Origin of the sequence: Erwinia sp. JH02, from assembly GCF_013074405.1 — a bacterium.
Lineage (GTDB): Bacteria > Pseudomonadota > Gammaproteobacteria > Enterobacterales > Enterobacteriaceae > Erwinia > Erwinia rhapontici.
On the sequence record NZ_JABANZ010000005.1, the window covers coordinates 167,778 to 191,405 of the forward strand.

At 56.0% G+C, this 23,628-nt stretch carries 18 protein-coding genes and 1 riboswitch; of the genes, 15 read left to right on the forward strand and 3 right to left on the reverse strand.

Annotation, left to right across the window (positions count from 1 at the left end):
* The first annotated feature begins 3 nt into the window (after positions 1-3).
* Both leuC and leuD read left to right on the forward strand, forming a co-directional pair.
* Entirely contained in the window at positions 4-1,401 is a 1,398-nt protein-coding gene (leuC, locus tag HHI26_RS13365) for a 3-isopropylmalate dehydratase large subunit (protein ID WP_133842316.1), read from the forward strand.
* Positions 1,402-1,410: 9 nt separating this feature from the next.
* Positions 1,411-2,016 carry a 3-isopropylmalate dehydratase small subunit gene (leuD, locus tag HHI26_RS13370; RefSeq protein WP_133842317.1) on the forward strand — a complete coding sequence of 202 codons (606 nt, stop codon included), beginning with the start codon at positions 1,411-1,413 and terminating at the stop codon, positions 2,014-2,016.
* Between the two features lie 72 nt (positions 2,017-2,088).
* Here the strand turns inward: leuD and HHI26_RS13375 are convergent, their stop codons facing one another.
* Positions 2,089-3,273, reverse strand: coding sequence for an MFS transporter (locus tag HHI26_RS13375; RefSeq protein ID WP_133842318.1), 1,185 nt, complete (start codon positions 3,271-3,273; stop codon positions 2,089-2,091).
* A gap of 244 nt (positions 3,274-3,517) precedes the next feature.
* On the opposite strand from HHI26_RS13375, the gene sgrR reads away from it, so the two are divergent.
* From sgrR to thiQ, 4 genes are all read left to right on the forward strand, one after another.
* The gene (gene sgrR, locus HHI26_RS13380; protein WP_159336884.1) at positions 3,518-5,179 is read left to right on the forward strand and encodes an HTH-type transcriptional regulator SgrR; all 1,662 of its coding nucleotides are present in this window, start codon (positions 3,518-3,520) and stop codon (positions 5,177-5,179) included.
* A gap of 35 nt (positions 5,180-5,214) precedes the next feature.
* Positions 5,215-5,464, forward strand: a riboswitch (TPP riboswitch).
* 35 nt (positions 5,465-5,499) lie between these two features.
* Positions 5,500-6,486, forward strand: coding sequence for a thiamine ABC transporter substrate binding subunit (thiB, locus tag HHI26_RS13385; RefSeq protein ID WP_133842320.1), 987 nt, complete (start codon positions 5,500-5,502; stop codon positions 6,484-6,486).
* Positions 6,462-8,072, forward strand: a complete 1,611-nt coding sequence (gene thiP / locus HHI26_RS13390; RefSeq protein ID WP_133842321.1) for a thiamine/thiamine pyrophosphate ABC transporter permease ThiP — start codon at positions 6,462-6,464, stop codon at positions 8,070-8,072. The genes thiB and thiP overlap by 25 nt, the downstream gene beginning before the upstream one ends.
* The gene (gene thiQ, locus HHI26_RS13395; RefSeq protein WP_133842322.1) at positions 8,056-8,772 is read left to right on the forward strand and encodes a thiamine ABC transporter ATP-binding protein ThiQ; all 717 of its coding nucleotides are present in this window, start codon (positions 8,056-8,058) and stop codon (positions 8,770-8,772) included. The genes thiP and thiQ overlap by 17 nt, the downstream gene beginning before the upstream one ends.
* Here the strand turns inward: thiQ and HHI26_RS13400 are convergent.
* Positions 8,749-9,510, reverse strand: coding sequence for a DedA family protein (locus HHI26_RS13400; protein WP_171149231.1), 762 nt, complete (start codon positions 9,508-9,510; stop codon positions 8,749-8,751). The two genes, thiQ and HHI26_RS13400, sit on opposite strands and share 24 nt — an antisense overlap.
* 170 nt (positions 9,511-9,680) lie before the next feature.
* Here HHI26_RS13400 and polB point away from each other — a divergent pair, with 170 nt between their 5' ends.
* The 3 genes from polB to rluA all read left to right on the forward strand — a co-directional run bounded on the left by polB (position 9,681) and on the right by rluA (position 15,786).
* Positions 9,681-12,044, forward strand: a complete 2,364-nt coding sequence (gene polB, locus HHI26_RS13405) for a DNA polymerase II (RefSeq protein WP_171149232.1) — start codon at positions 9,681-9,683, stop codon at positions 12,042-12,044.
* Between the two features lie 141 nt (positions 12,045-12,185).
* Positions 12,186-15,092 carry an RNA polymerase-associated protein RapA gene (gene rapA / locus HHI26_RS13410; RefSeq protein ID WP_133842325.1) on the forward strand — a complete coding sequence of 969 codons (2,907 nt, stop codon included), beginning with the start codon at positions 12,186-12,188 and terminating at the stop codon, positions 15,090-15,092.
* A gap of 40 nt (positions 15,093-15,132) precedes the next feature.
* Entirely contained in the window at positions 15,133-15,786 is a 654-nt protein-coding gene (rluA, locus tag HHI26_RS13415; protein WP_171149233.1) for a bifunctional tRNA pseudouridine(32) synthase/23S rRNA pseudouridine(746) synthase RluA, read from the forward strand.
* A gap of 94 nt (positions 15,787-15,880) precedes the next feature.
* On the opposite strand, the gene djlA is transcribed toward rluA, so the two are convergent.
* On the reverse strand, positions 15,881-16,702 hold the full coding sequence (djlA, locus tag HHI26_RS13420) for a co-chaperone DjlA (protein ID WP_133842327.1): 822 nt from the start codon (positions 16,700-16,702) through the stop codon (positions 15,881-15,883).
* A 172-nt stretch (positions 16,703-16,874) separates the two neighbouring features.
* On the opposite strand from djlA, the gene lptD reads away from it, so the two are divergent.
* The 6 genes from lptD to apaH are packed head-to-tail and all read left to right on the forward strand — an operon-like array spanning position 16,875 to position 23,621.
* A complete protein-coding gene (gene lptD, locus HHI26_RS13425) occupies positions 16,875-19,253 on the forward strand; it encodes an LPS assembly protein LptD (RefSeq protein WP_171149234.1) in 2,379 nt (792 codons plus the stop codon).
* A 54-nt stretch (positions 19,254-19,307) separates the two neighbouring features.
* Complete coding sequence (gene surA / locus HHI26_RS13430; protein WP_133842329.1) at positions 19,308-20,603, forward strand: peptidylprolyl isomerase SurA; 1,296 nt, start codon at positions 19,308-19,310, stop codon at positions 20,601-20,603.
* On the forward strand, positions 20,593-21,585 hold the full coding sequence (gene pdxA, locus HHI26_RS13435) for a 4-hydroxythreonine-4-phosphate dehydrogenase PdxA (RefSeq protein WP_167863358.1): 993 nt from the start codon (positions 20,593-20,595) through the stop codon (positions 21,583-21,585). The genes surA and pdxA overlap by 11 nt, the downstream gene beginning before the upstream one ends.
* Complete coding sequence (gene rsmA, locus HHI26_RS13440; protein WP_133842331.1) at positions 21,578-22,399, forward strand: 16S rRNA (adenine(1518)-N(6)/adenine(1519)-N(6))-dimethyltransferase RsmA; 822 nt, start codon at positions 21,578-21,580, stop codon at positions 22,397-22,399. The genes pdxA and rsmA overlap by 8 nt, the downstream gene beginning before the upstream one ends.
* 2 nt (positions 22,400-22,401) lie before the next feature.
* The gene (apaG, locus tag HHI26_RS13445; RefSeq protein ID WP_133842332.1) at positions 22,402-22,779 is read left to right on the forward strand and encodes a Co2+/Mg2+ efflux protein ApaG; all 378 of its coding nucleotides are present in this window, start codon (positions 22,402-22,404) and stop codon (positions 22,777-22,779) included.
* A 14-nt stretch (positions 22,780-22,793) separates the two neighbouring features.
* Complete coding sequence (gene apaH / locus HHI26_RS13450; protein ID WP_133842333.1) at positions 22,794-23,621, forward strand: bis(5'-nucleosyl)-tetraphosphatase (symmetrical) ApaH; 828 nt, start codon at positions 22,794-22,796, stop codon at positions 23,619-23,621.
* Positions 23,622-23,628: the final 7 nt, after the last annotated feature.

Genomic DNA, 23,628 nt, shown 5'->3' on the forward strand with positions numbered 1-23,628 from the left:
AATATGAAAACACTGTACGAGAAGCTGTTTGATGCGCATGTCGTGCACGAAGCACCCAATGAAACGCCGCTGATCTATATCGACCGTCACCTTGTCCATGAGGTGACGTCAGCGCAGGCCTTTGACGGTCTGCGCGCACACGGTCGCCCGGTGCGCCAGCCGTCAAAAACCTTTGCCACGATGGATCACAACGTCTCCACTCAGTCGCGTGACATCAATGCCAGCGGCGAGATGGCACGGATTCAGATGTCGATGTTGATCAAAAACTGTGAGGCCTTTGGCGTCCAGCTGTTTGACCTCAGCCATCAATTCCAGGGCATTGTGCATGTGATGGGGCCAGAGCAGGGATTATCACTGCCTGGCATGACCATTGTTTGCGGTGATTCCCACACCTCAACCCACGGTGCACTCGGTGCGCTGGCCTTTGGCATCGGCACCTCCGAAGTGGAGCACGTACTGGCAACGCAAACGCTGAAACAGTCACGGGCGAAAACCATGAAGGTTGAGGTACGCGGTCAGACTGCGCCAGGGATTACTGCAAAAGATATCGCGCTGGCCATTATCGGTAAAACCGGCAGCGGTGGCGGCAACGGTCACGTTGTGGAGTTCTGCGGTGCAGCTGTCGAAGCGCTGAGCATGGAAGGGCGTATGACCCTGTGCAATATGGCGATTGAACTGGGTGCCAAAGCCGGGCTGATTGCGCCCGATGACACCACCTTTAACTACGTCAATGGCCGCCGTTTTGCCCCTAAAGATGCCGCCTGGCAGCAGGCCGTCGACTACTGGCGTACGCTGAAAACTGATGAAGGCGCGCACTTCGACAAAGTGGTCACGCTGGATGCAGCAGATATAGCGCCGCAGGTCACCTGGGGAACCAACCCCGGTCAGGTGATTGCCGTCAGTGACCCGATTCCCGATCCGGCTTCGTTCAGCGATCCAGTGGAACGTGCCTCGGCAGAAAAAGCGCTGGCCTATATGGACCTGAAACCCGGTATCCGTCTGACCGACGTGCCGGTGGATAAAGTGTTTATCGGCTCCTGCACTAACTCGCGCATTGAAGATTTACGCGCGGCCGCAGCCGTGGTGAAAGGGCATAAGATTGCTCAGGGTGTGCAGGGCTACGTGGTGCCGGGTTCTGGCCCGGTGAAAGCGCAGGCAGAAGAAGAAGGTCTGGATAAGATCTTTATCGATGCGGGCTTTGAATGGCGTTTACCGGGCTGTTCTATGTGCCTGGCGATGAATAACGATCGCCTCAGCCCCGGAGAACGCTGTGCCTCCACCAGCAACCGCAACTTTGAAGGTCGTCAGGGCCGTGGCGGACGTACCCATCTGGTCAGCCCGGCCATGGCCGCCGCAGCGGCGGTCGCTGGTCACTTTGCTGATATCCGCGAGCTGATTTAAGGAACTGTTATGGCGAAAAAATTCACGCAGCACAGCGGTATCGTGGTGCCGCTGGATGCGGCTAACGTTGATACCGATGCGATTATCCCTAAGCAGTTTTTGCAGATGGTGACGCGCACCGGTTTCGGCCGCAACCTTTTTTATGACTGGCGTTATACCGACCCCGAAGGGCAAATTTCCAACCCGGAATTCGTGCTGAATAAGCCTGAGTTTAGCGGGGCCAGCATCATGCTGACGCGGGAAAATTTTGGCTGTGGTTCCTCACGCGAACACGCCCCCTGGGCGCTGACGGATTACGGAATTCAGGCCATTGTCGGTTCCGGTTTTGCCGATATCTTTGCTAACAACTCATTCAATAACCAGCTGCTACTGGTGACGCTGAGCGAAGCGGAAGTCGACGAGATGTTCCAGTTAGTGGCAGCGGAACCGGGCATTCGCTTCACGGTTGATCTGGAAAATCAGCAAGTGCGGGCCGGGGATAAAACCTACCCGTTTGAGATCGACAGCTTCCGCCGTCACTGCCTGATTAACGGGCTTGATGCGATTGGCCTGACCTTACAACACGACGCCGATATCACCGCGTACGAGCAAAAACAGCACGCGTTTTTGCGTTGATATTGCGGGCTGACCGAAAAAGAAGGTCAGCCCCTGGAACCTCTGTACGAGCCAGGCATGCGCGGCCCGTATTTATACCACGCGCTGTTCTCTGACCCGCCACGACAGCGCAAACGCCACCAGCGCCAGCAGTAACGCCACCCAGTACACCGAGTGATGGCCGAACGTCTCCGCCAGCGCCCCCTGCACCACACCCGCCAGGATCACCCCGGTTGAGATACTGTTGGTAAACAGCGTGGTGGCCGCACCAGGCCGCGACGGCATCAAGTCCTGGAACCAGATCATGCCAATCCCGGCAATAATGCCGATATACACCGCATTAAACAGCTGCAATATCATCAGTGCGGTGCGACTCTGGAACAGCACCAGACCAAGATAAAACAACGCCCCGCAGGCCACCGCCAGCAACATCATATTACGCTTACCAAAGCGTTTCACGTAGTGCCCTGCCAGCAGCATCACCGGGATCTCCAGCCCTGCCGCCGTCCCCATCAACAGACCGGCCAGCGTATCCGGCATTCCCAGCACGCTACTGATATACAACGGCATATCAATGATATACATCGTGTTACAGGTCCACATCAGGACCGATCCGATAAACAGCATACGCACATCGCGGCTCTTCCAGCCGCTGACGTCGGTGATAGGCACATCTGCTGTCGCAGCCTGCACGCGCGGCACCGACGGCAGGGTAAACCAGATTAATGCCACACAAACCACGAACAGCAGCGCAGCGACGAGAAACATGGTGGTAAAACCGTAGTTCAGCGCAATAGCAAAAGAGAGCGGCGGGCCAATTACCCACGCCAGTGATAACTGGGCGCGCATCACTGAACTAAACATCACCGCTTCACGGGCAGAGCTGTCAGCATATTCGCGTGCCAACGCAAAAATTTGCGGCATCGCCACGCTGGCGACCGCAGACAAGAAGACCCCGGCGGTAATTAACGTCAGATAATGACGATTGAAGGCGAATAACAACGCGTTACCTATCGCCATCACGCAGCAAAACAGGATCAGCATACGTCGGTCACCACGACTGTCCGAGCGTTTTGCCAGCAGCAGACTGACCACGATCCCCGCCACCGCATTCACCGTATAAAACAGCCCAACCCAGAAGGGGCGCACCGCCACTTCACGGCTCAGAAACAGGCTAAGAGTGGGGGCCTGCAACGCACCGGCAATCCCAACCATGAAAGAAACCGCCATAAAAGCCAGATAGACCGGATGAATACGACGGCGTTGGAGCGATGTCATGACGGATGCCTCGACTGGCTGAAATAAGAGTGAACAGACTCAGAGCTTAGAAGAAAACCGACGAAAAAAGCCAGCGGCTTACCGCTGGCTGGTGAAAAGCACCATACTCAGAATCAGGGCTTACGCCACTGTGAATGATTGAACGCCATTCCGAAGAATGCCTCCCGCTCTTTCATCTGTTGCCATTATCGCCGTAATATAAGGCAGGAAAAACAGACAGCTTTTAACACAGGGTTCCTCTTTTATGTCCTCACCCCGTTTACAGCAGCAATTTATCCGGCTCTGGCAATGTTGCGACGGCCAGCCACAGGAAACCACGCTCAGCGATCTGGCGGTACAGCTTAGCTGTTCCCGGCGTCATATGCGTAACCTGCTGAATGCCATGCAGGATCAGGGCTGGCTGGAGTGGCAGGCTGAGGCAGGACGCGGCAAGCGTTCACGCCTCACTTTCCGTTATACCGGGCTGGCGTTACAGCAACAACGGGCAGAGGACTTACTGGAACAGGACCGCATCGACCAACTGGTGCAACTGGTGGGGGATAAAAACCGCGTACGTCAGATGCTGCTCTCCCATTTAGGCCGCAGTTTCCGCCAGGGTAAACATATTCTGCGCGTGCTCTACTACCGTCCGTTACTGAATCTGCTGCCCGGGACGCCGCTGCGCCGCTCGGAAACGCATCTTGCGCGGCAAATCTTCAACGGGCTGGCACGGATAAATGAGGAAAACGGGGAAATCGAGCCGGATATTGCCCATCACTGGCAACAGATCGCCCCGCTGCACTGGCGCTTCTTTCTGCGCCCGGCCATCCACTTCCATCATGGCCGTGAACTGGAGGTTGAGGACGTCATTGCCACGCTCGTACGCTTACAAGAGCAACCGCTTTTCAGCCACCTCGAACGTATTGAATGCCACACGCCCTGGACGCTGGATATTCATCTCAGCCAGCAGGATAACTGGCTACCCTGGCTGCTGGGCAGTGTCAGCGCCATGATCCTGCCGAAAGAGTGGCCGCATATGCGTAATTTTGCCCGTCAGCCGGTGGGCACCGGCGCCTACGAGGTGGAACGCAACCAACACAGCCAGCTGCGCATTGCCGCCTTTGATGACTACTTTGGTTATCGCGCATTGATTGATGAGGTCAATATCTGGGTGCTGCCGGAGATCAGCGACGAACTGGTCTACTCCGGTGTCAAACTGCAAAGCGAAAACACTGATGAAAAATCCGAAGAGAGCCGACTGGAAGAGGGCTGCTATTTCCTGATGTTTGATCAGCGTTCTGAGCACGGATGTAACGAACAGCTGCGCCGCTGGATCAGCACCATTTTCAACCCTATCGCCCTGCTGAACCACAGCGGTATTGCCTACCAGCGCTACTGGTTCCCGGCCTACGGCCTGCTGCCACGCTGGCATCATCGCCGCGATATGGCCATTGCAGAGAAACCCGCCGGGCTAACCTCACTGACCATCACCTGGTACAGCGATCATATTGAACACCAGGGCATTGCCAACGCGCTCGGACCGATCCTTGCCGCACACGGCGTTGAGCTGATCACTCAGGAAATTGATTATGAAAGCTGGTATCGCGGCGAGGCTAAAAGCGATATCTGGCTGGGCAGCGCCAACTTTACCCTGCCGCTGGAGTTCTCTCTGTTTGCCCTGCTGTATGAGATCCCGCTGATGCACCACTGTGTGCCGACTGACTGGGAAAGCGATGCCCGACTCTGGCGCGAGCAGAAACTCTCGCTGGCCGACTGGAGCAAGCAGTTGATCGACAGCAACTTCCTCCATCCGCTGTTCCACCACTGGCTCCTGCTGCATGGACAGCGCAGTATGCGCGGTGTACGCATGAACACGCTGGGCTGGTTCGACTTTAAATCTGCCTGGTTCGCTCCCCCCGAATCATGACGCTTTCGTAACAAAGACGAAACCACTAGAATGAGCCGTTCTCAACGGGGTGCGAAGACATCTGCTGACGCCGGATCACTGCCTGCGCAGCACTTTAAAACGCTGCGAGCAAGCATTCAGCCGGTGAAGGCCAGCGCACAGCCACCGCAGCATACATCAGTATGTGAGGATGGCGCGCACTGCCCGACGCCGGATCACTGCCTGCGCAGCACGTTTTCGCTGAGATAAAACCCGTCGAACCTGACCCGGATCATACCGGCGTAGGGATTTGAGAGTGTCACTGACTCAGATCCTTTGCGCATACCTTCAAGGAACGCAAAGTGTTGAAAAAATATTTACCTCTGCTGGTGCTGTTTTCCCTGCCTGCCCTCGCGGCCAAAGAAACCCTGACGGTTTACACCTACGACTCCTTCTCTGCCGAATGGGGACCGGGTCCAGCCATCAAGAAAGCCTTTGAAGCACAGTGTCACTGTGAACTGACATTCGTGGCCCTTGAAGATGGCGTCTCGCTGTTAAACCGGCTGCGCATGGAAGGCAAAAACAGCAAAGCGGATGTAGTGCTGGGCCTGGATAACAACCTGCTGGATGCCGCAGAAAAAACCGGGCTGTTCGCCGCCTCAAACACCGATACGTCCCACAGTACCGTCCCCGGCGGCTGGAAGAACACGACGTTTGTCCCTTATGACTACGGCTGGTTTGCTTTTGTCTATGACAAAACCAAGCTACAGAACCCGCCGAAAAGCCTGAAAGAATTGGTCGAGAGCGATCGTCCCCTGAAGGTGATCTACGAAGATCCGCGCACCAGCACCCCGGGCCTTGGCCTGCTGTTGTGGATGCAGCAGGTGTTTGGCGATAAAAGCCCGGAAGCCTGGCAGAAGCTGGCAAAGAAAACGGTGACCGTCACTAAAGGCTGGAGCGAGGCGTATGGCCTGTTCCTCAAGGGCGAAAGCGATATGGTGCTCAGCTACACCACCTCTCCCGCTTATCATCTGATTGAAGAGAAGAAAGATCAGTACGCCGCCGCCAACTTCAGCGAAGGGCACTATTTACAGGTGGAAGTCGCCGGTCAGTTGAAGTCCAGCAAGCAACCGAAGCTGGCGCAGCAGTTTATGCAGTTTGTGATGACTCCAGCGTTCCAGGACACCATCGCCACCGGCAACTGGATGTACCCGGCAATCAGCACGACGCTACCGGCGGGCTTCAATACCCTGACCGTCCCCACGACCTCACTGCAATACAGCCCACAGGACGTGGCAACACAGCGCAGCAACTGGATTAGTGCATGGCAACGCGCCGTCAGCCGCTAATTCCCGGCTGGTTAGTGCCCGGCGTGCTGGCTGCGATGCTGCTGGTCAGCGTGGCCTCGTTGGCGTTTTTTGCCCTTTGGCAGAATGCGCCCACCACCGACTGGCGCGGCCTCTGGCAGGATAGCTATCTGTGGCACGTGCTGCGCTTCTCCTTCTGGCAGGCACTGCTGTCCGCGCTGCTCTCGGTGTTGCCCGCCATTCCTCTGGCCCGGGCCCTTTACCGCCGCCGCTTCCCTGGCCGCAGCACGCTGCTGCGGCTGTGTGCCATGACGCTGGTGTTACCGGTACTGGTGGCGGTATTTGGTATTCTCAGCGTATATGGTCGCAGCGGCTGGCTGGCGCAGCTGTGCGCCCTGCTTGGCGTTGACTACACCTTCTCGCCTTACGGCCTGCAAGGTATCCTGCTGGCCCACGTCTTTTTCAACCTGCCACTGGCCACCCGCCTGCTGCTGCAGGCACTGCAGCAGATCCCCGGCGAACAGCGGCAGATCGCTGCACAGCTAGGCCTGAGTGGCTGGGCACATTTTCGTATTGTCGAATGGCCATGGCTGCGGCGCCAGATCCTGCCCGCCGCAGCGCTGATCTTTATGCTGTGCTTTGCCAGCTTTGCCACCGTACTGTCGCTGGGCGGCGGTCCGCAGGCGACCACCATTGAGCTGGCGATCTTCCAGGCATTGAGTTTCGATTACGATCCCGGGCGCGCAGCCCTGCTGGCGCTGTTACAGATGCTGTGCTGCCTGGGGCTGGTTATGCTCAGCCAGCGTCTGAGTAAAGCGATCCCAGCGGGCAGCGACAGCCTGGGCGGCTGGCGCAATCCGCAGGATAGCTGCCGTGCTCGCATACTGGATTTGTTGCTGATTGCCGCCGTATTACTGCTGATCCTGCCACCGCTGCTGGCCGTGGTGATCGACGGGTTGAATCAGGGGTTCAGCACGGTACTGCATCAGTCTGCGCTGTGGCAGGCAATGTTAACCTCTGTGCGCATTGCGCTGGGCGCGGGGATACTCAGCGTGGTTCTGACGATGATGCTACTGTGGAGCAGTCGTGAGCTGCGCCTGCGTCAGCGCCCGCTGTGGGGACAAACGCTGGAAATGAGCGGCATGCTGATCCTCGCCATGCCGGGGATTGTGCTGGCAACGGGCTTTTTCCTGTTGCTCAACCAGACCATCGGGCTGCCCGAGTCAGCAGAAGGGATTGTGATCGCCACCAACGCACTGATGGCCGTTCCCTATGCGATGAAAGTGCTGGAAAACCCGCTGCGCGATATTGCCGGGCGCTATAGCCTGCTGTGTCTGTCGCTGGATATTCGTGGCTGGAACCGCCTGCGGCTGATTGAACTACGCGCGCTGAAACGCCCACTGGCACAGGCGCTGGCCTTTGCCTGCGTGTTGTCGATTGGTGATTTTGGCGTGGTGGCGCTGTTCGGTAATGAAAACTTTCGCACACTGCCCTTTTACCTTTATCAGCAGATAGGCTCGTATCGCAGCAGCGACGGTGCGGTCACCGCCCTGTTACTGCTGTTGCTCTGTTTCCTGCTGTTTACCCTGATTGAAAAACTGCCGGGGCGCCATGTTAAACCTGACTAATCTGACTTATCTGTATCACCACCTGCCAATGCGCTTTACCTTCAGCGTGCAGGCGGGTGAACGCCTGGCGATCCTCGGCCCAAGCGGGGCGGGAAAAAGCACCTTACTGAGCCTGGTCGCCGGATTTTTACCGGTGAAAAGTGGTGAATTACAGCTGAACGGCAGCGAACATCGCGACAGCGCGCCAGCACAACGCCCGGTATCGATGCTGTTTCAGGAAAATAACCTGTTCCCGCATCTCACCGTGGCACAGAACATCGGGCTGGGGCTGCACCCTGGCCTGAAGCTTAACCACCAGCAGAAACATGAGTTACAGAATATCGCCCAGCGCGTCGGTCTGACGGACCACTTACAGCGTCTGCCCCATCAGCTTTCAGGCGGTCAGCGCCAGCGTGCGGCGCTCGCCCGTTGTCTGGTGCGTCAGCAGCCGATCCTGCTGCTGGACGAACCCTTCTCAGCGCTGGATCCGGCGCTGCGTAAAGAGATGTTAGGCCTGGTGGATGACGTCTGTACCGAACGCAATATCACCCTGCTGATGGTGTCGCACAGTATTGAAGACGCCGCGCACATTGCGCCGCGTAGCCTGCTGATTGTTGATGGGCGGGTTTACTGGGATGGCAGCACCGCGCAGTTACAGCGCGGTGCAGTGCCAGAAGCGGCGATATTGGGCATCGCCTTAGAAGAACACATCCCACAATAAGTGACGGAAAATCGGCATCATTGGATGGAACTGGATCGCCGTAAAGCTCACAACTGCCAGCAGTATCATCAGCGGCGCCAGCCAGCGCAGACGCGTCAAGGGCAGATACGGCGTGGCCCAGTCGTTCTGCTTCCTGGAACGCAGCCAGCGCCAACCCAGCCAGCAGCCCAGCCATACCAGTATCGCAACGCCTAACAGCAGCCACTTAAACAGTCCGCTGCTGGCATCCTTTGGCACATCAATCGCCACCCCGGCGAGGATCCCCGGCAATAAGTAAAGCGGCGGCCACAGAATGCAGCCGATGATATTCGGGGGAATAAACTTGCGGACTGGCAGTTCAAGCATTCCGGCGACCAGCGGGATGAGCGGGCGTGTTGGCCCCACAAAGCGGCCAACGATGATGGTAAACATGCTGTGCTCATGCAGCGCGTGCTCCGTTTTATCCATCAGCTTCTGGTGTTTTTTAATAAACGACCAGCGGTGCAGCGGCCCTTTGAACTGCCAGCCAATAAAATAGGAAATCCAGTCGCCCAGCAGACAACCCAATGTGCCAACGGCCCAGGCAGGATACAGCCCAATCTGCCCGCTGCCGATCAGTGCGCCAAATGACGCCATCAATACCGTACCCGGTAACAGCAACCCGACCAGCGCCAGCGATTCAAAAAAAGTCACCAGCCCAACGGCCAGCAGTGACCAGGCCAAAGATTGGGTGATTAAATGTTGCAGCCAGGCTTCCATAACATTCCAAAAAAATGAGCAGAACCCCGGATTGTCCAGAGGCGGCAGGAAAGCGTCAAGGTCTGTTTTGTATGGGAACGTAGCAACGGAGTAAAGGTCTGGATTCAGGAGATGAACACTGTATAAATAAACATGCTAATATTAACACTTCATCACCCCCGGGAGACAGTGTGAACGACGCACAGGCAGGCTTTCTACTCACACGCCACTGGCGGGATACACCCGCTGGCAGTGAAATCACACTCTGGCTGGCGACGGATGCTGGCCCGCAGATGGTGGTGCTGCCGCCGCAGGAGTCCGTGGCGTTTATTCCAGCTGAACAGCAGGCAGCAGCCACGCGGCTGTTAGCGGGTGAGCGCGACTGGCGTTTTGCCCCGCTTGAGTTGAAAGATTTTCGCCAGCGTCCGGTGGTTGGCCTGTATTGCCGACAGCAACGTCAGCTACAAAAGCTGGATAAACTGCTGCGTGAGAATGGCATCACGCTGTATGAAACGGATGTACGTCCGCCGGAGCGCTTCCTGATGGAGCGGTTTATCACCGCTCCCGTCTGGTTCAGCGGTCAGCCCTCCGGGGACCGACTGACACAAACCCGTCTGAAACCACACCCGGATTATCGCCCGCCGCTGAAATGGGTATCGCTGGACATCGAAACAACGCGTCACGGCGAGCTGTACTGCATAGGCCTGGAAGGGTGCGGCCAGCGGGATGTCTACATGCTTGGCCCGGAAAACGGCGATGCCAGCCACCTCGATTTTAATCTGGAATATGTCGCCAGCCGCCCGCTGCTGCTGGAAAAACTCAACGCCTGGTTTGCCCGTCATGACCCCGATGTGCTGATCGGCTGGAACGTGGTGCAGTTCGACCTGCGTGTGCTGCAAAAACATGCCGAACGCTACGGCATTCCACTGAATCTGGGGCGGGGTTACAGCCCGGCGCTGGAGTGGCGCGAGCACGGGTTTAAGCCGGGTGTTTTCTTCGCCCAGGCCAGCGGACGGCTGATTATTGACGGCATTGAAGCCCTGAAATCTGCCTTCTGGAACTTTGAATCCTTCAGCCTTGAAGCGGTTTCACGCGAACTGCTGGGGGAAGGGAAAGCCATCAATAATCCCTGGCAGCGTATGGAAGAGATTGATCAACGCTTTGCGGAAGATAAGCCCGCCCTGGCCCACTACAACCTGAAAGACTGCGAACTGGTGACGCGTATTTTCCAGCACACTGAACTGATGCCGTTCCTGCTGGAACGCGCATCGGTAAATGGCCTGGCCGTCGATCGCCACGGCGGTTCGGTGGCCGCATTTGGTCACCTCTACCTGCCGCGTATGCATCGTGCCGGTTTTGTGGCCCCAAATCTGGGGGATGTCGCGCCAGAGGCCAGCCCTGGTGGCTATGTGATGGACTCACAGCCCGGCCTGTATGACTCAGTGCTGGTGCTGGATTATAAAAGCCTGTATCCGTCGATTATCCGCACCTTTTTAATTGACCCGGTCGGGTTGGTTGAAGGCATGGCACAGCCGGATGAGGCCCATTCTGTCGCAGGCTATCGCGGTGCACGTTTTTCCCGCACCAACCACTGCCTGCCCGCCATTGTGAATCAGATCTGGCAGGGACGGGAAGAAGCCAAAAAGCAGGGCAATAAGCCGCTGTCGCAGGCGCTGAAAATCATTATGAATGCCTTTTATGGCGTACTGGGCACCAGCGCCTGTCGTTTCTTCGATCCGCGTCTTGCCTCCTCCATCACCATGCGCGGTCACGATATTATGCGTCAGACCCGGGAACTGATTGAAGCCGAGGGTTTTGATGTGATTTACGGCGATACCGACTCCACCTTCGTCTGGCTAAAATCGGCTCACGACGAAGCGCGCGCAGCGGAGATTGGCCGCCGTCTGGTGGACACCGTCAATCAATGGTGGCAACAGCATCTGCGCGCAGAATTCAACGTAGAAAGCGCACTGGAGTTGGAGTATGAAACCCACTTCAGCCGTTTTCTGATGCCAACCATCCGGGGTGCCGAACAAGGCAGCAAGAAGCGCTATGCGGGGCTGATACGCAGCGGTGAGAAGCCGCGTATGGTCTTTAAAGGATTAGAAACGGTGCGTACCGACTGGACGCCGCTGGCACAAAAATTTCAACAGGAGCTCTATCTGCGCATTTTTACCGGGCAACCCTATCAGGACTATATCCGGGAAACCGTGCGCCAGCTGCTGGAGGGGGAACTGGACGATCAGCTCACTTACAGTAAAAGGCTGCGTCGCCCGCTGGGTGAATACCAACGAAATGTGCCCCCGCACGTGCGTGCCGCACGTATCGCTGATGAACAAAACCAGAAGCTTGGCCGGCCACTGCTCTACCAGAAAGGCGGGAAAATCCGCTATGTGATGGCCACCTCTGGCCCGGAACCGCTGGAAGCGAGGATCACGCCACTGGACTACGATCACTATCTGACGCGCCAGTTACAACCGGTGGCCGAGGGTATCCTGCCGTTTATGCAGGATGACTTTGCTACACTGGTAACAGGACAGCTGGGGCTTTTTTGACAGGTGACGAATGGGCGACCTTCCAGTACCATAGCGCTCCTCCTAAGTATCAATCGTTCTGAATTCACCGCCAGGTACTTTTTTACCGGGCAGCAGTGCTATTGCCTGAAACAAACTAGACGAGAATCGAGCCGAATATTTATGCCTTTTACACTTGGTCAACGCTGGATAAGCGATACGGAAAGCGAACTGGGATTGGGAACTGTGGTTGCCGTAGATACACGTATGGTCACCCTGCTCTTTCCTGCCACGGGCGAAAACCGTCTCTACGCCAGAAATGATTCTCCCATCACTCGTGTGGTGTTCAATCCTGGCGACACCATTACCAGCCATGAAGGTTGGCAAATGGTCGTTGACGAGGTAAAAACCGACAATGCCGTTGTCAGCTATGTCGGAACCCGGCTTGATACCGAAGAAGCAAACGTCGTCCTGCGTGAGGTGATGCTCGACAGCAAACTGGTGTTTGGTAAACCACAGGATCGCCTGTTTGCCGGACAACTGGATCGTATGGACCGTTTCGCGCTGCGTTTTCGCGCGCGTAAATATCAGAGTGAGCAGTACCGCCTGGCCACCAGCGGCCTGCGCGGTATGCGTACCAGCCTGATCCCCCACCAGTTGCATATCGCTCACGATGTCGGCCGCCGTCATGCGCCGCGCGTGCTGCTGGCCGATGAAGTGGGCTTAGGGAAAACCATCGAAGCCGGGATGATCATCCACCAGCAACTGCTGGCGGGCCGCGCCGAACGTATTCTGATTGTTGTGCCAGAAACGTTGCAGCATCAGTGGCTGGTTGAGATGCTGCGTCGCTTCAACCTGCGCTTTGCCCTGTTTGATGATGACCGTTACGCCGAAGCCCAGCACGACAGCGACAACCCGTTTGAAACCGAGCAGATGATTATCTGTTCGCTCGACTTTGTCCGCCGCAATAAGCAGCGTCTGGAAAAACTGGCCGATGCCGAGTGGGACCTGATGGTTGTGGATGAAGCCCATCACCTCGTCTGGTCTGAAGAAGCACCAAGCCGTGAGTATCAGGTGATTGAGCAACTGGCCGAGCAGATCCCGGGCATCCTGCTGCTGACCGCTACCCCGGAACAGCTGGGGATGGAAAGCCACTTTGCGCGTCTGCGTCTGCTGGATCCCAATCGTTTCCACGACTTCGCACAGTTTGTTGAAGAGCAGAAGCACTTCCGTCCGATTGCTGATGCCGTCGCGATGCTGCTGGCCGACAAAACCATCGGTAACGATGAGCTGAATCTGCTCAATGATCTGATGGGTGAACAGGATATTGAGCCGCTGCTGCAAACCGCCAACAGCGACCGTGAAGGCAAGCTGGAAGCTCGTCAGGAGCTGATCAGCATGTTGATGGACCGCCACGGCACCAGCCGCGTGCTGTTCCGTAACACCCGTAACGGTGTGAAAGGCTTCCCGAAACGCGAACTGCATCAGATCCGTCTGCCACTGCCGACGCAGTATCAGACGGCAATCAAAGTCTCCGGCATTATGAGCGCCCGTAAATCAGCGGATGAGCGCGCACGCGATATGCTCTACCCAGAGCAGATTTATCAGGAATTTGAAGGCGACAGCGGCACCTGGTGGAACTTCGACCCGCGTGTAGAGTGGCTGATGGGCTTCCTGACCAGCAACCGCGACAAAAAAGTGCTGGTGATTTGCGCCAAGGCAGCCACCGCCCTGCAACTGGAGCAGGTACTGCGTGAGCGCGAAGGTATTCGTGCCGCCGTGTTCCACGAAGGTTTGTCGATCATCGAACGTGACCGCGCAGCGGCATGGTTTGCCTCGGAAGAAGATGGCGCTCAGGTGCTGCTGTGTTCGGAAATCGGTTCAGAAGGCCGTAACTTCCAGTTCGCCAGCCAGATGGTGATGTTCGACCTGCCCTTTAACCCGGACCTGCTGGAGCAGCGTATCGGCCGTCTTGACCGTATTGGTCAGGCACACGATATCCAGATCCACGTCCCTTATCTGGAAAAAACCGCGCAGTCGGTGCTGGTACAGTGGTATCACGAAGGGCTGGATGCGTTTGAGCATACCTGCCCGACCGGCCGTACCGTTTACGACAGCGTTTATGCGCCCCTGATTGAGTACCTGGCCGCGCCGGAAAATACCGAAGGGCTGGATGACTTTATCCATCAGTGCCGTAAACAGCATGATGCCCTGAAAATACAGCTGGAGCATGGCCGCGATCGCCTGCTGGAACTGAACTCCAACGGCGGCGAAAAAGCTCAGGCGCTGGCGAACCTGATCTCCGAGCAGGATAACGATATTGAGCTGGTGAACTTCGCACTCAACCTGTTCGATATCGTGGGCATTAATCAGGAAGATCGCAGCGATAACCTGATTATCCTGACCCCAGGCGATCATATGCTGGTGCCAGACTTCCCTGGCCTGCCAGAAGATGGCTGTACTATCACCTTCGACCGTAATCAGGCGCTGTCACGTGAAGATGCCCAGTATGTCAGTTGGGAGCACCCGATCATCCGTAACGGTCTGGATCTGATCCTCTCCGGTGATACCGGCAGCTGCGCGATTTCACTGCTGAAAAACAAAGCGCTGCCGGTTGGTACCCTGCTGCTGGAGCTGATCTACGTGGTGGAAGCTCAGGCGCCGAAGCATCTGCAACTGACGCGCTTCCTGCCGCCTACGCCGGTGCGCATGCTGGTTGACCGCAAAGGCACCAATCTGGCCGCGAAGGTGGAATTCGAAAGCTTCAACCGTCAGCTTAACGCGGTCAACCGCCACACCGGCAGCAAGCTGGTCAATGCCGTACAGCAGGATGTCCATGAGATCATCAAACTGTCGGAAGATGAGGCGGCCGTCGAAGCCCGCAAGCTGATCGATGCAGCACGCGCAGAAGCGAATGAGAAACTGAGTGCCGAACTGTCACGTCTGCAAGCATTAAGCGCCGTCAACCCAAACATCCGCCAGGATGAAATGGATGCGCTGGAAAACAACCGTGAGCAGGTGCTGGCGAATCTGGACGAAGCGGGCTGGCGCCTGGACGCGCTGCGCCTGATCGTTGTCACACATCAGTAACGAGACAGGGCCGGCGCACGCCGGCCCTTACGAGAGAGTTATGGAACCCTACAACCCACCACAAGAACCCTGGCTGCATATTCTCTATCAGGATGACCACATCATGGTGGTGAATAAGCCCAGTGGACTCCTTTCCGTTCCCGGTCGTCTGGAAGAGCACAAAGACAGCGTAATGACGCGCGTACAGCGTGATTATCCAGCTGCGGAATCGGTCCATCGCCTGGATATGGCCACCAGCGGTGTGATTGTGGTGGCACTGACAAAAGCCGCCGAGCGTGAGCTGAAGCGGCAGTTCCGCGAACGTGAACCGCAGAAAAACTATGTGGCGCGCGTCTGGGGACATCCGCAGCCAGAAAAAGGGTTGGTCGATCTACCGTTAATTTGTGACTGGCCGAACCGGCCGAAGCAGAAAGTTTGTTTTGAAACCGGTAAGTCTGCACAAACGGAATATCAGGTGCTGGATTACGCCAGTGATAACAGTTCCCGCGTACAGTTAAAACCGATTACCGGGCGCTCGCACCAGCTACGCGTGCATATGCTGGCGCTTGGCCATCCGATCCTCGGTGATAACTTCTATGCGCACGACGAGGCAAAAGCGATGGCTCGTCGCCTGCAGCTGCATGCCGAGAGCCTGAGCATTACCCATCCACAGTTCGGTACGCCGATGACGTTCAGGCAACCGGCGGATTTCTGATTTATTGCCATTCATCTGCACGGGGCGGGCATGCCCGCCCCCTACAATGTGTGTTTCGTAGTGGCCGGGCATGCCCGGCCAGCCAGCCTGATAACTATTTAAACCCTTTCTCGCGTTTGATGAGATCGTACGCGCCCTGAATCTCCTGCGCTTTCTGCTTCGCCATCTCCATCATCTCTGGCGGTAAGCCTTTCGCCACCAGCTTATCCGGGTGATGCTCCCCCATCAGCTTGCGATAAGCGCGTTTGATGGTGGTGCCATCGTCAGTGCTTTTCACCCCCAGCACGCTACAGGCATCTTCCAGCGTGGGTCCACGCTGCGCCCCCGTAAATCCGCCCTGAGACGATCCACTATAGTGCGAACCACCGCCAAACTGCTGACCGCTCTCCATCATCCGTAAGAACTGATCGAACTGCGCGCGCGAAATTCCCAGCTCCTCGGCAATCACATACAGCACCTGGCGCTCATTGGGATGCAGTGAACCGTCGGCAAACGCAGCCTGAATCTGAATTTCCAGGAACATACGGATCAGATCGAAACGGCCAAAACAGGCGCTACGCAACTCACGCAGCTTGTCCCGCAGAGGATAATCGCCCTCTTTGCCTTCGCGGAAAGCCTGCTGCGCGGCAATACGGCCGTTACTGTCCAACTGCATACGATCCATCAGCAGCGATGCCATCTGAATGTCGGCATCCGTCACCCGGCCTTTTGACTTTGTCAGATGCCCCATCACTTGGAAGGTGGTGCGGAAAAACAGCGCCTGACGCGTCTGTTGATTCGCAAAATAGCCCTGCCGTGCCGGCGAACGTGCTTTATCTATCAGATGCCCGGCCACAAGGCCAAAAAGCACACCCCAGAAGCCCGCACCCGATAAGAAACCCAGCACAAGACCCAATACTTTTCCCCAATAGCGCATATACTCCTCAATTCGCCATGCTGAAGGCTAAAAATTGCATTATCATACCTGTCATTTCTCTCACAGCCTATTGGTACGCGGCCAGACAACCAGAAGTATACCTGTCATAAAAGATGCAGGGTATGACTAGCGCAATGCAGTTGAGTACGTTAGTCTCTGACCGTTTGTCGGCATGATGCCAGTGATTACGGAATTCTCGATACCGCGTATGAATAAAAGACTACCTACGTTGCTGGCCACCTTGATTGGTTCAGCACTCTACAGCCATCAAGGGCTGGCTGATGACCTCGCATCCCAATGTATGCTCGGGGTGCCCAGTTACGACCGTCCGCTGGTACAGGGAAAGGCAACCAACCAATTACCCGTAACGATTGATGCCGATAGTGCCAAAGGCAATTATCCCGATGATGCAGTCTTTACCGGTAATGTGGATATTCGTCAGGGCAATAGCCGTCTGCAATCCGACGAAGTTCAGTTGCATCAAAAAATGCTCAGTGGGCAGACAACGCCAACGCGTACCGTCGATGCACTGGGTAATGTGCACTACGATGACAACCAGGTCATCCTGAAAGGTCCGAAAGCCTGGTCAAACCTGAATACCAAAGACACCAACGTGTGGAATGGTAACTACCAGATGGTAGGCCGCCAGGGGCGCGGTGATGCTGACCAGATGAAACTGCGTGATGATAACCGCTACACCATTCTGGAAAACGGCACGTTTACCTCCTGTCTGCCGGGTCAGAATAGCTGGAGCGTGGTCGGCTCTGAAATTATTCATGACCGCGATGAACAGCTGGCTGAAATCTGGAACGCCCGCTTCAAACTGGGCTCGGTGCCGATATTCTACAGCCCTTATTTACAGCTCCCGGTGGGCGATAAGCGCCGTTCCGGCTTCCTGATCCCGAATGCAAAATACGGCAGTAACAGCGGCTTCGAGTTTATGCTGCCGTACTACTGGAACATTGCACCGCAGGCCGATGCCACGCTGACACCGCACTATATCAGCCGCCGTGGCATGCAGTGGCAGAATGAATTCCGTTATCTGACTGGCGCAGGTACAGGTCTGGTGGAGTTCGACTATCTGAATTCAGACCGCGTCTATAACAGCGATCATCCGGATGATAAAGACGCCAATCGCTGGCTGTTCTACTGGCGTCATTCTGGCGTTTACGATCAGCACTGGCGGTTCAACGCCGATTACACCAAAGTCAGCGATCCTTACTATTTCACCGATCTCGACTCGGTGTATGGTTCAACCACTGATGGCTACGTTACGCAGAAGTTCAGCATTGGGTATGCGGAACAAAACTGGGATGCCACGCTGTCGACCAAACAGTTCCAGATTTTCTCCACCAACGCCAATAACGATGTGTATCGCGCCGAACCGCAGTTCGACTTCAATTATTACAGTAACGATATCGGACCGTTCGATACGCACGTCTATGCACAGGCAGTAAAATTCACTAACGTGAATGAGCGCTTGCCAGACGCCACGCGTCTGCATCTTGAACCGACCATTGACCTGCCGCTCTCCAACGGCTGGGGCAGCATCAATACCGAAGCCAAACTGCTGGCCACGCATTACGAGCAGAACGACGTTGATTATTACAACTCGCTCAGCACCAGTAGCAATAATCAGCTGAAAGACTCGGTGAATCGCGTCATGCCGCAGTTTAAAGTCGACGGCAAGATGGTATTTGACCGGGATATGAACTGGTCACCGGGTTACACGCAGACGCTGGAACCGCGCGTGCAGTACCTCTACACGCCTTATCGTGATCAGAGCGATATCCGCGCTTACGACTCCACCCTGCTGCAAAGTGACTACACTGGCCTGTTCCGTGACCGTACCTACAGCGGCCTGGATCGCATCGCTTCAGCCAACCAGGTCACTACCGGTGTAACCTCGCGAATTTTTGATAACGATCTGGTTGAACGTTTTAATGCTTCCATTGGTCAAATCTACTCGTTCACCCCTGCTCGTACCGGGTTGAACAACACGGATGACGACGACCGCGGCAGCCTGGTGTGGGCTGGCGACACTTACTGGAGGGTGAGTGACAACTGGTCAGCACGCGGTGGATTGCAATACGACACCCGTCTGAATAACGTTTCTCAGGGTAACGCCGTGCTGGAATGGCGTCGTGATGCTGACCGTATGGTGCAGTTGAACTACCGCTATACCAGCGAGGAGTATGTTCAGCAAACGCTGACCCAGTACAACAATGCGTTGTACCAGAAAGGAATTTCGCAGGTTGGTGCAACAGCAAGCTGGCCTATCGCTGATGCATGGTCAGTGGTCGGTGCATGGTATTACGATACCAAAGCAAACCAGGCTGCCGATCAACTGCTCGGTGTACAGTACAGCTCCTGTTGTTATGCACTCCGTCTGGGCTATGAACGTAAAATCACCAGCTGGGAAAACGACAGCAGTAAATATGACAATAAAATCTCGTTCAACATTGAACTGCGTGGCCTCAGCCCAAGCTATGGCTTAGGCACCGGTCAAATGCTGCGTCAGGGCATCCTGCCTTATCAACGCGCTTTCTGATGTTGTAATGTTTGGTATGCAAACCCGCAGTGCGGATAGAAGAATGGAAAAAGTATGAAGAACTGGAGAATGCTGATCCTCGGTGCAGCCCTGACAGCCAACACTGCGTTCGCAGCCCCGCAAGTTGTTGATAAAGTTGCCGCCATCGTGAATAACGGCGTAGTGTTAGAAAGTGACGTGGACGGCATGATGCAGTCCGTGAAAGGCCAGTCGCAGCAAGCCGGCCAGCAGTTACCGGATGATAAAACCCTGCGTCACCAGATCGTTGAACGTCTGGTGATGGATAATATCCTGCTACAGATGGCCAAACAGGCCGGAATTCAGGTGAGTGATGCGCAGCTGGATCAGGCGATTGGTAACATCGCCGCGCAGAACAAAATGAGTGTTGATCAGTTGCGTAGCCGTCTGGCGTACGATGGCATGAACTATGCCACCTACCGCGAGCAGATCCGCAAAGAGATGATCACCTCAGAAGTCCGTAACAACGAAGTGCGTCGTCGTGTCACGATCCTGCCTCAGGAAGTGGATCAGCTGGCAACGCAGATGGCATCGCAGAATGATGCTGGCACTGAGTTGAACCTCAGCCACATCCTGTTGCCACTGCCGGAAAACCCGACCCAGCAGCAGGTTGACGATCAGGAAAGCCTGGCAAAACAGCTGGCAGGTGAAGCCAAATCCGGTTCGGATTTCGGTAAACTGGCTATCACCTACTCTGCTGACCCACAGGCGCTGAAGGGCGGCAACATGGGGTGGGGCCGTATTCAGGAGCTGCCATCCCTGTTTGCTCAGGCGCTGGTGACAGCGAAAAAAGGCGATATCATTGGTCCGATCCGCTCCGGTGTGGGTTTCCATATTCTGAAAGTGAACGATATGCGCGGTGATAACCAGAGCATTTCAGTCACTGAAGTACATGCACGCCATATCTTGCTCAAACCATCCCCGATCATGACTGACGATCAGGCCCGTCAGAAGTTGCAAGAAGTGGCCGCTGAGATCAAAAGTGGCAAGCTGACCTTTGCCGACGCTGCTAAACAACTGTCGCAGGATCCGGGTTCAGCGAACCAGGGCGGCGATCTGGGTTGGAGCTCACCGGAAGTGTACGATCCTGCTTTCCGTGATGCCCTGCTGCGTCTGCAAAAAGGCCAGGTGAGCGGCCCGGTTCACTCTTCCTTCGGCTGGCATCTGATCCAGTTGCTGGATACCCGCAAGGTGGATAAAACTGATGCGGCGAAAAAAGAGCGTGCTTACCGCCTGCTGTTCAACCGTAAATTCTCGGAAGAAGCACAAACCTGGATGCAGGAACAACGTGCTGCTGCCTACGTGAAAATTCTGGATGCGAATGCTCAGTAATCAACGTGTGGTGATCACCCCCGGCGAACCCGCCGGGATTGGTCCCGATTTAATCGTTCAACTGGCACAGCTTGCCTGGCCGGTTGAACTGGTTGTCTGTGCTGACCCCGAGCTGCTGCGCACCCGCGCGGCAGCTTTGCATTTACCCCTGACCCTGCGCGAGTATCTACCGGGAAGCCCGGTGCAATCCCAGCAGGCAGGAACGCTCACCGTTCTGCCCGTGCCGCTGGCCCAGCCAGCGGTTGCAGGCGAGCTTTGCGTGGATAATGGTCACTATGTACTGGCAACCCTTGCACGCGCCTGTGACGGCTGTCTGAGCGGCGAATTCGCCGCCCTGATCACCGGACCGGTGCACAAGGGTGTCATCAACGATGCCGGCATCCCGTTTAGCGGGCATACCGAGTTCTTCGCCGAGCGCGCTGACTGTGAGCGCGTGGTGATGATGCTGGCAACGGAGGAGCTGCGTGTTGCGCTGGCGACCACCCATTTGCCGCTGAAAGATGTGGCGGCCGCCATTACCCGCAACAGCCTGCATGAAGTGATCACCATCCTCCACGCCGACCTGCAAAGCAAGTTTGGTCTGGCTTCACCGCATATCTTTGTTTGCGGTCTGAACCCCCACGCAGGCGAAGGCGGCCATATGGGCCGTGAAGAGATCGATGTGATTATCCCGGCGCTGGATGAACTCCGCCAGCGCGGTATACAACTGACTGGACCTCTGCCAGCGGATACCCTGTTCCAGCCCAAATATCTGCAACATGCTGATGCGGTGCTGGCGATGTATCACGATCAGGGGCTTCCAGTGCTAAAATATCAGGGGTTTGGTCGGGCGGTGAATATCACCCTCGGTCTGCCATTTATCCGTACGTCTGTTGACCACGGCACAGCTCTCGAGCTGGCTGGAAGCGGCCAGGCTGATGCGGGCAGCTTTAAGACGGCGCTTAACCTCGCCATTACCATGATTAAGAGCAGTAATGAATAGTCGCGTTCACCAGGGCCACTTCGCCCGCAAACGTTTTGGACAGAACTTCCTTAACGATCCGTACATTATCGAAAGCATCGTCAATGCCATCCACCCACAAAAGGGCGAGGCGGTTGTCGAAATCGGCCCAGGCCTTGCTGCACTTACCGAGCCGGTAGGCGAGCGTCTGGACGCCATGACAGTGATTGAGATTGACCGCGATCTTGCCGCGCGTCTGCAAACTCATCCGTTCCTTGGCCCAAAACTGACCATTTTCCAGCAGGATGCGATGGCCTTTGACTTCGCCGCCTATGCGCAGGAAAAAGGTCAAAAGCTGCGTGTGTTCGGTAATCTGCCGTATAACATCTCCACTCCCCTGATGTTCCATCTGTTTAGCTATACCGGTGCCATTCAGGACATGCACTTTATGTTGCAAAAAGAAGTGGTTAACCGCCTGGTTGCCGGGCCTGGCAGCAAAGCCTACGGTCGTCTGACCGTCATGGCACAGTATTACTGCCAGGTGATCCCGGTGCTGGAAGTGCCACCCGAATCCTTTACCCCGGCACCGAAAGTCGACTCTGCCGTGGTGCGTCTGATGCCTTATGCACAGATCCCACACCCGGTTGACGACATTCGTGCCCTGAGCCGCATCACCACGGAAGCCTTCGGTAAACGCCGTAAAACCCTGCGCAACAGCCTCGGCCATCTTTTCTCTGCGGAAGCACTGGCAGAAATGGAGATTGACCCGACGTTGCGTGCAGAGAATATCAGCGTTGCACAATATTGCCGTATGGCGAACTGGTTGACTGCGCATCCTCAGCCGCAGGAGAACTGAGTATGAACGATACGCCCAAAGTCTGTGTTCAGGTACAAAGTGCCTATATTGCGTCACAGTCTGCACCTGAAGAAGAACGTTATGTGTTTGCTTACACCATCACGATACGTAATCTGGGGCGTATCCCGGCTCAGCTCATTGGCCGTTACTGGCTCATCACTAACGGTAACGGCCGTGAAACCGAAGTTCAGGGCGAAGGTGTGGTTGGCGAACAGCCGCACATCGAGCCTGGCGGCGAGTTTCAGTACACCAGCGGGGCCGTTCTTGAAACCCCGATGGGCACCATGCAGGGTCACTATCAGATGATCGATGCCAACGGCGAACCGTTCACCGTTGATATCCCGGTCTTCCGCCTGGCGATTGCCACCCATATTCACTAATCCGGCCTTTTTGCATGAGCACTTATTTAATCGGTGATGTCCACGGTTGCTACGAAGAATTGCGATCGCTTCTTAACCAGGTCGCCTTCGATCCTCAGGTTGATCAGCTCTGGCTGACCGGCGATCTGGTCGCGCGTGGGCCAGCTTCGCTTGAAGTTCTGCGTTATGTTCGTTACCTCGGGGACTGCGTAAAAATGGTGCTGGGCAATCATGACCTGCATCTGCTGGCGGTCTACGCCGGTATCAGTCGCAATAAACCTAAAGATCGCATTACACCGCTGCTGGAAGCCCCTGATGCTGACCTGCTGATCAACTGGCTACGCCGCCAGCCGCTGTTACAGGTTGATGAAGAAAAAAAGCTGGTGATGGCCCACGCCGGGATCACTCCGCAGTGGGATATCGAGACAGCGAAAAGCTGCGCGCGTGAAGTGGAATCGGTCCTCAGCAGCGATACGTATCCGCTGTTTCTGGATGCGATGTATGGCGATATGCCCAATAACTGGACACCGGAGCTCAGCGGTCTGGCGCGTTTACGCTTCAGTACCAATGCCCTGACGCGAATGCGTTACTGCTTTCCAAATGGTCAGCTGGATATGATCGCGAAAGAAGCCCCGGACAGCGCTCCCCCACCGCTAAAACCCTGGTTCACCATTCCCGGACCGGTATCGAATGATTACACCATTGCGTTTGGTCACTGGGCATCGCTGGAAGGAAAAGGAACGCCGGAAGGGATTCTCGCCCTGGATACCGGTTGTTGCTGGGGAGGAACATTGACAATGCTACGCTGGGAAGACAAGCGGGTGTTTGTGCAGGTATCGAACCGGAAAAGCGAAATATTGTAAAAGACAC

Bases quoted from the DNA above. Each gene is read 5' to 3' on its own strand.
- leuC (WP_133842316.1), top strand. From the start codon at position 4: ATGAAAACACTGTACGAGAAGCTGTTTGATGCGCATGTCGTGCACGAA.
- leuD (WP_133842317.1), top strand. From the start codon at position 1,411: ATGGCGAAAAAATTCACGCAGCACAGCGGTATCGTGGTGCCGCTGGAT.
- HHI26_RS13375 (WP_133842318.1), bottom strand. From the start codon at position 3,273: ATGACATCGCTCCAACGCCGTCGTATTCATCCGGTCTATCTGGCTTTT.
- sgrR (WP_159336884.1), top strand. From the start codon at position 3,518: ATGTCCTCACCCCGTTTACAGCAGCAATTTATCCGGCTCTGGCAATGT.
- thiP (WP_133842321.1), top strand. From the start codon at position 6,462: ATGGCAACGCGCCGTCAGCCGCTAATTCCCGGCTGGTTAGTGCCCGGC.
- thiQ (WP_133842322.1), top strand. From the start codon at position 8,056: ATGTTAAACCTGACTAATCTGACTTATCTGTATCACCACCTGCCAATG.
- HHI26_RS13400 (WP_171149231.1), bottom strand. From the start codon at position 9,510: ATGGAAGCCTGGCTGCAACATTTAATCACCCAATCTTTGGCCTGGTCA.
- rapA (WP_133842325.1), top strand. From the start codon at position 12,186: ATGCCTTTTACACTTGGTCAACGCTGGATAAGCGATACGGAAAGCGAA.
- rluA (WP_171149233.1), top strand. From the start codon at position 15,133: ATGGAACCCTACAACCCACCACAAGAACCCTGGCTGCATATTCTCTAT.
- djlA (WP_133842327.1), bottom strand. From the start codon at position 16,702: ATGCGCTATTGGGGAAAAGTATTGGGTCTTGTGCTGGGTTTCTTATCG.
- lptD (WP_171149234.1), top strand. From the start codon at position 16,875: ATGATGCCAGTGATTACGGAATTCTCGATACCGCGTATGAATAAAAGA.
- surA (WP_133842329.1), top strand. From the start codon at position 19,308: ATGAAGAACTGGAGAATGCTGATCCTCGGTGCAGCCCTGACAGCCAAC.
- pdxA (WP_167863358.1), top strand. From the start codon at position 20,593: ATGCTCAGTAATCAACGTGTGGTGATCACCCCCGGCGAACCCGCCGGG.
- rsmA (WP_133842331.1), top strand. From the start codon at position 21,578: ATGAATAGTCGCGTTCACCAGGGCCACTTCGCCCGCAAACGTTTTGGA.
- apaG (WP_133842332.1), top strand. From the start codon at position 22,402: ATGAACGATACGCCCAAAGTCTGTGTTCAGGTACAAAGTGCCTATATT.
- apaH (WP_133842333.1), top strand. From the start codon at position 22,794: ATGAGCACTTATTTAATCGGTGATGTCCACGGTTGCTACGAAGAATTG.